This is a genomic window from Solibacillus sp. FSL K6-1126, assembly GCF_038003445.1.
GTDB classification, from domain to species: domain Bacteria; phylum Bacillota; class Bacilli; order Bacillales_A; family Planococcaceae; genus Solibacillus; species Solibacillus silvestris.
On record NZ_JBBOPD010000001.1, the window covers coordinates 2,132,716 to 2,145,773 of the forward strand.

The following is a 13,058-nucleotide window of genomic DNA, read 5'->3' on the forward strand; positions in this document are numbered from 1 at the left end:
AACGTACCACTCGAAATTTCGAGCGGTACGTTCTTTTTAAGTTAATTTTGATTGAATTAAATAAAAATTTCATTGAAAGCTTTATAAATAAATTTTTTGTAAATTGTCTCGGGAAAGTCTTCTACACCATTTTTGGCAAAAATGATATCACGTTTCGCGGCAACTTCATCTTTCTCATAGTAAGAAGCTAATGCCCGTACAGCAAAGAATTGATAATATTTGGCTAGATCAATGGGATGGTGTAAGTAGTCAGGAATGGTTAAAGCAGTACCGATTTGGAGTGCTTTCGAGTAGTTTTGTAATTTAAATTCCGCATACATCTCTTCACCGATGAAGATAGGATTTTTAAATAAAAATAAGTAATCCTGCAGTTTTGTTTTATAATGGTCAATTTCCATAACGATTTGTGCGTATTTCTTTTCAACAATGTTCATATAATGCAGCTTGCTGTACAAATAACGTACAGATATCGCCGGATCGTCAGCAAACTCTGATAAAAGCATTAATTTTTCTATGTACTCTTTACATTTATTAATATCCTCATTTGCAATGGATTGAATAAACAACAAATGATAAAAGCGGTCCATACGATAAAATATTTGCTTCTTTTTTGCCATATTTAATGCCTTTTGTAAATAATGATCTGACATTCTAGTATTATCTACTGCCGAATAGGAAATCGTTAAATTATAGTATAAATCAAGGATTACCATCGGGTCCATCATCAGTTCATAAGGTTCAATCCGTTTTTCTCCTTGCTTTAATATAGCTAATGTTTCATTGTAATTACGCTGTTCAATCGCAGCCTGACATAAATAAAAATAACAGCGAAGCATTTGACTATATGCATGAATCTCTTCGTATTGATCGATAAACTTCCAATATTCATCAAGTGATTTGGCTTTGTTAATCGTACGGTTCATTAAAAAATAAACTTCTCTTAATCGAATTTGTTCATAGTTTGTACCTTGAATTTCCGATAAATAAGGTTCGATTTTTTCGATTATTTTAATCGTTAGTGATTGGAGTTCTTCTGGGTCGCGAATGAGCTTTCTACGCTCTACATCTTCTTCGATTGTGGTATACAAATTTCTGAGCATTGTGAGTGTCCCGTCATCTATCAGAAAATCGACATCGACATTTAATTGATTGGCAATAAAACGAAGGCTTTCCATTGAAGGTTGTGCTTTACCATTCTCAATTAAACTTAGCATACCTTTCGTTAAACGTTCCCCTACTACCTCTGTTTGAGTTAATTTCTTCTGTTTTCTCAGCTTTTTGATGCGTTCACCTAGTATATTCAATATTTCACCTACACTTCTTAACTGAATATTCTTATTAAACTATGAATACAGAATTTTTACAATATCTTAACTTAAAGTTTAATGATTTAAACGCCAAAATAGTTAAAAAAGAATGTACTGCACTTGGCAATACATTCCTTTAGTATAGTGAGATAGCAATTTCAATGAGTAAATTGAATTTATTCGTTAAAAGTATTTTTCAGTATAAAGATTATATCTTTAAAAATTTTTAGGAAAAGTTTAATTTTAAATAACATTAGCTCTGTTACTATTTAACAAACTATTATGAATTTGCAATAATCGCCTCAATAAAGGTTTTCCCGTACTTTTCCAGTTTGCTTTCCCCAACACCGCTAACCTCTAAAAATTGAGTGCTGTTTTTAGGTTTTCGTACACACATATCTTTTAATGATTTATCCGAAAAAACAACAAATGGAGGCACTTTCTCATGGTCGGCAATTTCTTTCCGTATTTTACGAAGCACTTCAAATAGTGGATCATTAGGCTCGACGGTTGATTCAATAATCCGTGCTTCCTTACGTAATACCTTTTTTTGCCCAAGTAATACTTCTTTTCCCGAATCAGAAATGGATAACGTAGGGAACTGTCCATTATTTACAACAATCAGTTTTTCTGAAATTAAAAATTCGATAAAATTGGCGATTTCTTTCGCATTCATTGCCCGTAAAATGCCATATGTCGGCAACTTTTGGAAGTTGAATTCAAGTACTTTTTTGCTGCGCGACCCTGCTAATACTGAAGCTGTTAGCTGCTTCCCGAATTTTTGCCCCATTCTAACGATACAGGATAATACTTTTTGGGCATCAGTTGTCACATCCAGTTGCGGACGGTTATCTGTACAATTTGCACATCTGCCGCAATCTTGCCCTGCCTCGTCTCCAAAATATTCGATAATATAACTTTGTAGACAACGCTCTGTATGACAGTAATCAATCATGGCATGCAGCTTTTGCAGTTCAAAAGGAATACGAGAGCGATCCTGCGCCTGATCGATTAAAAAACGCTGCGTTTGTTCGTCGGAAGAGCTGTAAAGTAATATACATTCACTGTCCAGTCCATCACGTCCTGCACGGCCTGCCTCCTGATAATAGCTTTCCATATTACGAGGCATATTATAATGAAGCACATAGCGCACATTTGTTTTGTTGATTCCCATTCCAAAAGCATTTGTTGCGACCATTATTTGAACTTCATCATTTAAAAAGCGATTTTGTTCATATGTACGATCTTCCTCGAACATCCCACCATGGTATTTTCCTGCTGCAAATCCTGCTTTATTCAGCATTTCATAGACCGATTCCACCGATTTTCGAGTTGCCGCGTAAATAATACCCGCTTCATTTTCATTTGCCTTTACATATTTTTTTATATAGGCTTCTTTGTTTTCTCCAAGTAAAACAGAAAACGATAAATTTTCACGTGCAAAGCCGGTAATGAATGTATTTTCCTTTTCAATGGAAAGAAGCTGTTGAATGTCGGCACTCACCTCTTCAGTAGCTGTTGCAGTCAATGCAATAACGGTTGGTTTCTTATCCCATAAATGTAGCAGTTGCTGAATTGAACGGTAACTTGGACGAAAATCATGCCCCCACTGTGATATACAATGGGCTTCATCAATGGCTAATAATGGTACATTTATTTGTGCTAGTTCATTGCAAAAGCGCTCATTTTCAAGTCGTTCCGGTGCAATGTACAGCAACTTAATTTTTCCGCTTTGCACCCCATACATAACATTTTGCACTTCTTCATAACTGAGCGAACTATTTATATAAGCCGCTGAAATTCCGCTGGATACAAGCATATCAACCTGGTCTTTCATAAGAGAAATCAGTGGTGAAATAACAAGTGTCGTTCCTTCTATACATAGTGCTGGAATCTGATAGCAAAGGGATTTACCGCCGCCTGTAGGCATAATAACAAGCGTATCGTTATTATTTAATACATTATCAATAATTTGAGTTTGACCAGGACGAAAAGAGTCATAACCAAAATTTGTTTTTAAATGTTGTAATGCTAGTGAAATCATAATCCCTCCTCAATAACTTCAATTTCTTTATTATACATGCAAATAAAAATTCGTAAAAGGGCTTCGAGTTAACATAATATATTTATAGTACTTTTAATAGTGTTGATGATTATAATAAAATCTTCAGTCCCCTTTTTCAATTGTTTTCGATAGATACAAAATAATAACCTTTCTAATTAGGCAAACAAATTATTTGCATAATTTTCTTCTTTCCTTTATTTCTTACTGACTTTTTAGTTATTAAAATTTTACATATATAGTGTCGGATAATATGTATAATAAAAAAAGAATTGCCGAATTGCAATTCCCATTTTCCAAATATGGCGATAATGTAATTTTTACTTTTCGAGTTGGTATAGCCGTTTAAAACAAGATGATTTTCTTCCAACCCATAGAACTGCATGTAAATTGCGCTAAACCATTTTCAACAGCAATTCCTTTGTCTTCATATTTTATTAACCGTTAATTGAATAGCTGGCATTTGATTTATTAGAAATAATTATAATGGAGGTACTGTTTCTATTCCCTGATTATTGGAAAGGTGAACTTTCGGTACCTTTACTTCCAGTCGTTGCTCGCCTTTTAAAAAAGATGCACCGATTACTTTAAAAATGCTGCTGTTCTTGTACTAATGTGAGACGCACCGCACCTCTTTTTTGTCCGTCCTCCATATTTACAAAATAATAGACCCCTTCTTTTCGCGCAGCCTTTACTTAAAAACCTTTAACGGGTTCCTATATTTTGTGCGGCGCTTGTACCACATCATCCGAAGCGGGTAAATAATTTCCGCATGCTTAAATTTATCATAATCGTATTATGTAAACTAAATTTACTTCCTTGAATAAAAAAAAGTGACTGAACGGATTCAGACACTTTTTCATTATACTGATTTCTTTCTCTTTTGCATCCCGATGATCGAAAATGACATAAAAGCGAAGAATATGACGATAATCCATTTCGTAATGTAATGAGTACCGATCATACATACAAAATACCAATGATGAGCGGGACGATCCAACGCATCTTAAAATCGCCCGATTATACTATTGAACTCCATTCATTCACTTCAGCCTTAGTTTTTTGCTTCAACCAATGGAATCATTAAACCAATTGGGAATTATGCCTCGATTCTCTTTTACTATCTGGAAAGCAAAATCCGTTAAAAATGTGTGACAACCAAATAATCACGTTTAGTGCGATTCATTTATTTCGGATACGCTGTTATTTAATTTAGCACTAAGACATGCTATAATAGAAACATTGTGTGCAAAAGAGAATTCTCTTTTTTAAGCAATCGAAAATACAACGAAACAATTCAAGGAGGTACTTGCATGATTCAAGTATCAGGTGTAGGTCTACGTTATGGTGACCGTAAATTATTTGACGATGTAAACATTAAATTCACACCAGGGAACTGTTATGGTCTAATTGGAGCAAACGGTGCTGGTAAATCGACATTCTTAAAAATTTTATCAGGTGATATCGAGGCACAAGAAGGCCACGTATCGATGGGTAAAGATGAACGTCTTTCAGTTTTAAAGCAAAACCACTTCGAATACGATGAATTCAACGTATTAGATACGGTTGTAATGGGTAACAAACGTCTTTGGGAAGTAAAAGCTGAAAAAGACGCAATCTACATGAAACCGGAAATGACAGATGAAGATGGTATGCGTGCTGCTGAACTTGAAGGCGAATTTGCCGACATGAACGGCTGGGAAGCAGAATCTGATGCTGCCACTCTTTTAAACGGTCTAGGTATCGGGGACGATATGCACTACATGATGATGGCTGACTTAGAAGGTTCTGATAAAGTAAAAGTTTTACTAGCACAAGCGTTATTCGGTAAGCCGGACGTTTTACTACTGGATGAGCCTACGAACCACTTGGACTTAAAAGCGATTAAATGGCTGGAAGAGTTTTTAATTAACTTCGAAAACACAGTAATCGTTGTATCCCATGACCGTCACTTCTTAAATAAAGTATGTACACATATCGCAGACTTAGACTTTGGTAAAATTCAGCTTTATGTTGGGAACTACGATTTCTGGTATGAGTCAAGTCAATTAGCGCAAAAAATGATGGCAGACCAAAACAAGAAAAAAGAAGAGAAAATTAAAGAACTAAAAGAATTCGTTGCACGCTTCTCTGCAAACGCATCGAAATCTTCTCAAGCAACGTCTCGTAAAAAAATGCTTGATAAAATTGAGCTGGATGACATCCGTCCTTCAAGCCGTAAGTACCCGTTCATCAACTTCCAAGCTGGTCGTGAAATCGGGAATGACGTATTAACAGTTGATGGCTTAACAGCTTCACAAGATGGCGAAATATTATTCAAAGACATTCGCTTCTCTATGAACAAAGAAGATAAAATTATCCTTTTAGGTTCACCAAATGCAAAATCTGCATTTATGGATATTTTAATGGATCGTAAACAAGCAGATGCCGGTACGTATAAATGGGGTGTCACAACATCTCAAAGCTACTTCGAAATGGATCATGACCAATACTTCGGCGGCAATGAAAAGTCATTAGTTGAATGGTTACGCCCTTATTCTCCGGAAGATGAAACTGAATCGTTCTTACGTGGTTTCTTAGGCCGTATGTTATTCTCAGGTGAAGAAGTGAAGAAATCTCCGGCTGTATTATCCGGTGGTGAAAAAGTGCGCTGTATGCTTTCTAAAATGATGCTTTCAAACTCGAACGTATTATTATTGGATGAGCCAACAAACCACTTGGACCTTGAATCAATTCAAGCATTGAATGAAGGCTTAATCCGCTTCAAAGGTGCGATGATCTTTACATCACATGACCACCAATTCATTCAAACAATCGCAAACCGCGTAATCGAAATCCGTGAAGATGGTTCTATTTTAGATAAACCATTATCATATGATGAGTATCTAGAGTGGAAAGATGCACAAGGTTTAAGCTAATAGATAAAAAAAGAAGGAGGCAGTTAATCTGCACTCCTTCTTTTTATTTATTCGATAATCGTATTTTTGTAAATATCGAGTATGTCATGCAATTGTTTTTTCTTTGTTTCATCAGCCTTTAATTGATCCAGTTTGTCTATATATTGTGTAATTGAATAACGGGAAAGAACCGGTAAATCAAACGTTTTGACAAGCAGATCAAATACTATTTGCTGTTCATCAGACAAATAAAGTGTGGAACTATTAGTAAAGGCATATTGTCCTTTTTTATTTATACCTATTTGAGGTGCATATTCCGGTAAAGAAAATGATAAATCAGGCTGTGGCTCAAGTGGCTCCACAATTTCCTCATCATCCATCGACCACATTTTCTCAAATTTATCTTCCCATGTAAAATCTGCAGCCATTCTGTAGCGCGCTTCGATCCAGCCTTTATTGTACCGGCCATTATGATCAAGACCTAAATTTTGCTCTCTCATTAGCTGCAACAAGAGTTTATATTCCTCCATCACTAATAAGTAATCATCTAAATACGTAGATAATGGAATATCAAATGACTTCAATAAATCATCCATATACTTTTTAAAATAAGGATTTTCCATTTGCTCAATTAGCGACTTTTCAAGCTTTATTCGCGCATTTGAACGTGCTGCTTCATCTATTTCGGTTTCGAAATCCTGCTTCAAATAATTAAATAAACCATACATCGCACCTACTTCTTCATTGGCAATTCGGTAAGCATAGGATTTATTAGGAATGTTTTCTGCACGGTAATAATATTCATGCTCAACCAGCTTTAAAGTAATGTCTTGATGCTTCCGCAATTTGCTAACGTCGTATGAAGGGATTTTGCTGAACTGATAATTTACCACTTCACCAAGATCCATGTCTATACTCCGCTCCACTACTCTAAATAATTCCAGTAACTCATCCGCAACCGGCGCATTTTCATTTCCCGATGCCGCTTCTTGCTGTAACGCATTTTCATATTGTTTGAAATTATACCGCGCCAACTCCTGTAGATTATTCCTTTCTCCAACTTCGTAAATTATATGGCTCTGTTCATCTGTAATCCCCATCGTATTAAACTCTTTTGAAGCAAGAATAATTTCCCCATCCTGATTTTTAGCAAACTTAAATAAATTCCGCTCAACTGTAAAAGGCAAATCGATATCCTTACTGGAAGGCTCGATATGAATGAATTCACTTTCTGCTAAATATTCCTGGTAATCAAAGGTTATACCCATCTTTTCTTTATAAATCTTCTCCTGATCTTCAGTTGGATAGCTAAGTTGGTTCAGTTCCATATCAACACTTAAAGAAGCATATTCGTTATTAACGAGTAAATATTCCTCTATATATTCCTGTTTACTAATTTGAAGATCTTGGAACATCTTTTCAAAATAGCTCTTTAATATTGGATCCTGCAAATCATATGTAAGCTGCTTATCTAAAGTTTCCCGCTGGAATTGACGCTTTTCATGACTTAGCGTAATATTTTGCTGCTGCATATAATCGATGAGCGCATATTTAGATATCGCATGTCTTAATGCAGAAGACACTACATCTTCATTCGAACGCATTCGATTATTCCGGTAAAAAAGTTCATACTGTTCAATATTTAAATATGTATCGCTGATCGGTATAAAATTTTCATCACTATCTGCCAGTTGGTTCATTTTTTTGTTAGTTTGTTTACTTTGTTTTTCCCAGTAAAACAGTCCGAACAAACCTGCCGTTACTAAAACAATAATAACAGCCGATTTTATTGTTCTGTTTTTACTCGTGTTTTCATTATGTACTTGTCGTATTGGTAACTCAACCTTTCAAATTATTTTCTAAATTATATCACGATTTGGAAAAATTATGTAAAAACAAAAAAGCTGCGTACTTTTATACGCAGCTTCGGAATTTGTACTATTATAGTTTGATTACATTCGATGCTTGTGGTCCACGGTTGCCATCAACAACTTCGAACTCAACTTTTTGTCCTTCTTCCAATGTTTTGAAACCTTCACCTTGAATTGCAGAGAAGTGCACGAATACATCGTCTTCCCCTTCTAATTCAATGAAGCCAAAACCTTTTTCTGAGTTAAACCATTTTACTGTACCTTGTTTCATCAATAAATACCTCCAAAAATAAAAGTTAACAATTAAAAAACCAAATAAAAAAACACATATTACAAGAGTACCGATCAACTAACTCGATTACTGTTTGTAATATGTGAAGCCATTGTATTCGGTCATCTTTCAATTGTTAAATATAGTATATATATCATAATAATGACTGTCAATTACCATTTGGCAAATTAAGCAAATTTTCAATTTAATGTAGTTATCGTGTAATCGCTTCTGGCGTTAGTACAATAATGCCATGATATATTTGGGCATCATCATCACAGGCTTCACAAAATTCACATTCATCCTCTGACCAAAATGCATAAAATCGTTCATTTTTATGTGCTTCAAACTCATATTTGTTACGAAACTGAGCAAGCAAATGATTCAATGCCATTTGGAATTGCTGCTCTGTATCAAATTGTTTCGTTGATACAATATACTCTTCCCAACCGTCAAATTGCCACCAAGGCTCATAATCTGCCTTCATATAAATAATTTTATACATATACATTATCCTTTCTTTCTCTATATTTTATACACAATTACCCGCATTGTCTAATAATGCTCATTATAATTAGGGGGAGATTGGAAATGATAATATTTGTTCCGACTTTCAAATCTTTTTACTTTTTAATAGAGCCAAAACTTGTTACGATTAATAAAAAGCCGCCATAATAAGTTCAGGTAATATATGTGGCTTAAAATAATAATTCCGCTAATATTTCTGCGGTATTGTAAGAAACAGTGAAACTTTTTTACGTTTCATACGTATCAATAGTATCGAGTAAAGGAGGTATGACAATGCTTGGTCCTATAAATTTTCTAACACGCCATCTAATTAATGTATTGGTTTTTTCGACAGCTGCCACACTAACGTTTGTTAATTTTACCGGCATAACAACGATGCTGGCATTACCTCTTGGAGCAGCAGCATATTTCATCAGTAATAAAATAACATACGCTATTCAGAAAACAACACAAAGTAAAAAAATTGGGCTTTCTAAATCGGAATACAATTTAATCGAAGCACAATTAAAACAGGCCCGTTCACATATTCAGGCATTAAATCAGCAATATGTCAGAGTGCGTTCGGTACGTGCTTTTAAGCAAATAAATGAAATGTCCAAACTAGCAAAACGTATTATCAATATTGTGCAAACAAACCCTCAAAAGTTTTATGCAGTGGAAGATTTCTTCTATGCACATCTACCTTCAGCCGTACAGCTGTCTGATAAATACACGTTACTGACAAAGGAACAAGTACCTAGTACGGATGTACATTTAGCGTTGGAAGATACACGCAGAACGCTGAAAGATCTCCAAATTACAATGGAATCGGATTTAAAAAGTGCTTTATCTTCGGATATCGAAAACTTAAAAATTGAACTTGACTTTGCTAAATTGTCGAATGAAAAGCGTAAAGATCGATTAAAAATCGGCGGTGAGTAACAAATGAATATGACAAATAATCCATTTGATGCCTTTACAGCAAGTGAAAATGTTGACTTGCAAGTAAGTAAAGAACAATTTGCGGTGAACGTTGCAAACAATGCAGCCTCACCGCTTTTCGCATCATTATCTAATGATATGAAACAACGGGCACTGCAATTAGCCCAAAATTTAGAGCCGAAAAATTACGAAACGGTTCTTTCATTTGGTTTACCAGCACAAGAAGCATTGAAAAAATTTACAACACAGATGCTGCAGTATATTCAGCGCAAAGATGTCCGGAAAGTCGGCGAAGTATTATCCGATTTAATGCAGCATTTAGAAATGATTGACCCTGATGCATTAATCGAACAGGAAAAAGGGTTCTTTGCAAAACTCTTCAGCCGACCGACTCAGTCTATTCAAGAGATTATGACCCATTACAACAAATTGAGTAAACGCATCGACCGCTTGAGCATCCAATTGGAATATAACCAAAATGCGTTATTAAACGATTACCAGTTTTTAAATAAACTATATGCAATAAATGAAGACTATTTCCAGGAAATTAATGTTTATATCGCAACATTGGAAATAAAAAAACAGCATATGCGGGATGTTGTCCTACCTTCAATGCAAAAAGAAATTGTAGAAGGACAAAATCCTTTTAAACAGCATGAATTGAAAGACATTGAAATGCAAATCGAGTGGATTGACCGCCGTATGTATGATCTGGAACTATCGCGGGAAGTGGCAATTCAATATGCACCACAAATTCGAATGATTCAGCAGACGAATCAAATGTTAATCGAAAAAATTCAAAGTTCGATTATGACGACTATCCCTTTATGGCAGTCCCAAATTGCGATGTTATTAAATATGAACAATCAGCGTCGTGCAATACGGTCTCAGGAACGGCTAATGGATGCTTCAGAACAATTGATGCGTAAAAACGGTAAAATGCTGGAAGTGTCCAAAAAAGTGTCGAATCGCCCTGCATTATCCCATAGTGATATTGACCGGTTTAAACAGACCCAGATGCAATTATTGCACGATATTGAAGATACATTACGTGTACATGTAGAGACAGACGAAAAGCGCCATGAAATCGAGCATACAATATTAGAACAGAAATAAAAAAGGAGTGAGAAAAGTCATAATGACTTTTCTCACTCCTTTTTTATTTTTAAGCGAAGTAGTCTTTGTAAAATCCGCCAACTTCACCCGTGTTGTCGATTACAAAAATGAATTCTTCTGTTTCGTTTTTCACTTCATATTCTTTACCTACTGTTAATACGTTTGATACTAAATATTTTGATGCGTCTGTATGTACACACTTTACTGTGCGAATTGTCGGTGCATCTTTCCATTTTAAATGTAGCATGTTGTTCCCTCACTTTTTTTAACTAATATCGATACTCTCCTATTTTATATGATTTTCCTGCCAGTGGAAAGCGCGTTGTAGTAAAAATCAACTTTTCTTGTTTGTTATATAAATACATAGGCGCCGAACACATTAAAAATTGATTTAATTTATCGCTGTTTCCGGTATTTGATAGAACTACTATTCCATGTTAAACTTTCAAACAGAGGTGGAATTTATGGCATTTGGTAGTATTCCAATGTGGTTTTTCGCAATTGTAATTGCTTTTGCAATTGTATTTATTTTAATAAGCGAATGGAACTCACGAAAATAAGCTCGCATTTGACTGCGAGCTTTTTGCTATTACCTTAATGTTCGTTTTAAAAATTCTTTAGTCCGGTCATGTTTCGGATTTACAAGCAACTGTTCCGGAGGGCCTTCCTCTACGATAACCCCTTTATCCATGAAGACAATGCGGTCAGATACTTCCTTGGCAAACTCCATTTCATGTGTAACGATCAGCATTGTATTTCCTTGGTCTGCCAGGTGGCGCATTACCTTTAATACTTCCCCTACCATTTCAGGGTCAAGCGCTGATGTCGGTTCATCAAACAGCATTACATCGGGATCCATCGCTAATGCACGGGCGATTGCGACACGTTGTTTCTGTCCACCGGATAAATGTTTCGGTTTCGCATTTTTATAGGCACTCATACCGACAAGCTCCAAATATTTCATCGCATTTTGTTCTGCTTCCTCTTTTGAACGCTTCAACACTTTCATTTGGCCAACAATACAGTTATTTAGTACATCCAAATTATTGAATAAATTGAACTGCTGAAATACCATCCCTAAATGTGTACGGTACTTTTCAATTTGATGACCGTCATTTAAAATATTTTCCCCGTTATAGATAATTTCTCCTGCTGTTGGTGTTTCGAGTAGATTAATGCAGCGTAACAGTGTTGATTTCCCAGAACCAGAAGAACCGATCAAAGTTACGACTTCTCCTTTGTTTACCTGGAAATTCACATCTTTCAATACTTCATGATCGCCGAATTTTTTATTTAAATGGTTAATATCTATTACAACTGTCACTTTATTCACCATCCTTTTCTAACTTGTTGCCGGTAATAAGCTCCACTTTATATGAAGAAGGTCCGTCCATCTTCTTCTCGAATAATAGTAAGAAACGAGTTACAGTAAATGTCATAATAAAGTACAAAATCGTTGCGATAAAGAACGCTTCGATATATTTATAGTTACTGCCTGCAATCGAGTTTGCCGTAAAGAATAGTTCCACAACCGAAATAACACTTAATACTGAAGAGTCTTTAATGTTCATTACGAACTGATTCCCTGTTGCAGGTAAAATATTTCGTGCGACTTGCGGCAGGACAATATGAATCATTGTTTGCAGGTGATTCATGCCAATCGCCTGTGCTGCCTCAAATTGCCCTTTATCAATCGAAACAATACCTCCACGTACATATTCAGCCATATATGCTCCCGTATTTAAACTAATAACAACAGAAGCTGCTAAAAAGCGGTCAATATCAATGCCTAAGTATACGAGGCCATAAAACACCACCATCGCTTGAACCATCATTGGCGTTCCCCTGAAAATTTCCACATAAGACGTTAATATGAAATTAAGTACTTTTAAAACTATTGATTTTACATTCTTTTTACGATGTGGAATCGTATGCATAATCCCGATAAAAAATCCAATCAGAGTTCCGCAAATTGTCCCGATAATTGCCAATAGAAGTGCAGTCCAAGCACCACGTACGAATAAATCCCAGTTGTTCGTAAACAAGTTCCATGATGATTCTAAAAATGCCATCGCCTTGTCCTCC

11 protein-coding genes are annotated in these 13,058 nt (G+C 35.5%); 3 read left to right on the top strand and 8 right to left on the bottom strand.

The window, feature by feature from the left end:
* Positions 1–56: 56 nt before the first annotated feature.
* Positions 57–1,304: a helix-turn-helix domain-containing protein gene (locus MHH44_RS10450; RefSeq protein ID WP_340798515.1), complete on the bottom strand. Its 1,248-nt coding sequence runs from the start codon at positions 1,302–1,304 to the stop codon at positions 57–59.
* Between the two features lie 283 nt (positions 1,305–1,587).
* Complete coding sequence (gene recQ, locus MHH44_RS10455) at positions 1,588–3,351, bottom strand: DNA helicase RecQ (RefSeq protein ID WP_065215943.1); 1,764 nt, start codon at positions 3,349–3,351, stop codon at positions 1,588–1,590.
* A gap of 1,331 nt (positions 3,352–4,682) precedes the next feature.
* On the opposite strand from recQ, the gene MHH44_RS10460 reads away from it, so the two are divergent.
* Entirely contained in the window at positions 4,683–6,287 is a 1,605-nt protein-coding gene (locus MHH44_RS10460; RefSeq protein ID WP_008407246.1) for an ABC-F family ATP-binding cassette domain-containing protein, read from the top strand.
* Between the two features lie 47 nt (positions 6,288–6,334).
* Here the strand turns inward: MHH44_RS10460 and MHH44_RS10465 are convergent, their stop codons facing one another.
* The 3 genes from MHH44_RS10465 to MHH44_RS10475 all read right to left on the bottom strand — a co-directional run bounded on the left by MHH44_RS10465 (position 6,335) and on the right by MHH44_RS10475 (position 8,913).
* Positions 6,335–8,017, bottom strand: coding sequence for a hypothetical protein (locus MHH44_RS10465; RefSeq protein WP_339264588.1), 1,683 nt, complete (start codon positions 8,015–8,017; stop codon positions 6,335–6,337).
* Positions 8,018–8,207: 190 nt separating this feature from the next.
* Positions 8,208–8,408, bottom strand: coding sequence for a cold-shock protein (locus MHH44_RS10470; protein WP_008407248.1), 201 nt, complete (start codon positions 8,406–8,408; stop codon positions 8,208–8,210).
* 214 nt (positions 8,409–8,622) lie between these two features.
* Positions 8,623–8,913, bottom strand: coding sequence for a DUF1033 family protein (locus MHH44_RS10475; RefSeq protein ID WP_008407249.1), 291 nt, complete (start codon positions 8,911–8,913; stop codon positions 8,623–8,625).
* A 296-nt stretch (positions 8,914–9,209) separates the two neighbouring features.
* Between MHH44_RS10475 and MHH44_RS10480 the strand changes: the two genes are divergently transcribed.
* Together MHH44_RS10480 and MHH44_RS10485 are read left to right on the top strand one after the other, a co-directional pair.
* A complete protein-coding gene (locus tag MHH44_RS10480; RefSeq protein ID WP_340798516.1) occupies positions 9,210–9,857 on the top strand; it encodes a 5-bromo-4-chloroindolyl phosphate hydrolysis family protein in 648 nt (215 codons plus the stop codon).
* A gap of 3 nt (positions 9,858–9,860) precedes the next feature.
* On the top strand, positions 9,861–10,973 hold the full coding sequence (locus tag MHH44_RS10485; RefSeq protein ID WP_340798517.1) for a toxic anion resistance protein: 1,113 nt from the start codon (positions 9,861–9,863) through the stop codon (positions 10,971–10,973).
* Between the two features lie 49 nt (positions 10,974–11,022).
* On the opposite strand, the gene MHH44_RS10490 is transcribed toward MHH44_RS10485, so the two are convergent.
* The 3 genes from MHH44_RS10490 to MHH44_RS10500 all read right to left on the bottom strand — a co-directional run bounded on the left by MHH44_RS10490 (position 11,023) and on the right by MHH44_RS10500 (position 13,045).
* Positions 11,023–11,220 (bottom strand): DUF6501 family protein, encoded by a 198-nt coding sequence (locus MHH44_RS10490; RefSeq protein ID WP_008407253.1) that lies wholly within the window; start codon positions 11,218–11,220, stop codon positions 11,023–11,025.
* Positions 11,221–11,562: 342 nt separating this feature from the next.
* Positions 11,563–12,297 carry an amino acid ABC transporter ATP-binding protein gene (locus MHH44_RS10495; protein WP_014823828.1) on the bottom strand — a complete coding sequence of 245 codons (735 nt, stop codon included), beginning with the start codon at positions 12,295–12,297 and terminating at the stop codon, positions 11,563–11,565.
* 1 nt (position 12,298) lies between these two features.
* Positions 12,299–13,045 carry an amino acid ABC transporter permease gene (locus MHH44_RS10500; protein ID WP_340798518.1) on the bottom strand — a complete coding sequence of 249 codons (747 nt, stop codon included), beginning with the start codon at positions 13,043–13,045 and terminating at the stop codon, positions 12,299–12,301.
* Between the last annotated feature and the right edge of the window lie 13 nt (positions 13,046–13,058).

Excerpts from the sequence above, each read along its gene's own strand:
- recQ (WP_065215943.1), bottom strand. The coding sequence starts at position 3,351 with ATGATTTCACTAGCATTACAACATTTAAAAACAAATTTTGGTTATGAC.
- MHH44_RS10460 (WP_008407246.1), top strand. The coding sequence starts at position 4,683 with ATGATTCAAGTATCAGGTGTAGGTCTACGTTATGGTGACCGTAAATTA.
- MHH44_RS10470 (WP_008407248.1), bottom strand. The coding sequence starts at position 8,408 with ATGAAACAAGGTACAGTAAAATGGTTTAACTCAGAAAAAGGTTTTGGC.
- MHH44_RS10475 (WP_008407249.1), bottom strand. The coding sequence starts at position 8,913 with ATGTATAAAATTATTTATATGAAGGCAGATTATGAGCCTTGGTGGCAA.
- MHH44_RS10480 (WP_340798516.1), top strand. The coding sequence starts at position 9,210 with ATGCTTGGTCCTATAAATTTTCTAACACGCCATCTAATTAATGTATTG.
- MHH44_RS10485 (WP_340798517.1), top strand. The coding sequence starts at position 9,861 with ATGAATATGACAAATAATCCATTTGATGCCTTTACAGCAAGTGAAAAT.
- MHH44_RS10490 (WP_008407253.1), bottom strand. The coding sequence starts at position 11,220 with ATGCTACATTTAAAATGGAAAGATGCACCGACAATTCGCACAGTAAAG.
- MHH44_RS10500 (WP_340798518.1), bottom strand. The coding sequence starts at position 13,045 with ATGGCATTTTTAGAATCATCATGGAACTTGTTTACGAACAACTGGGAT.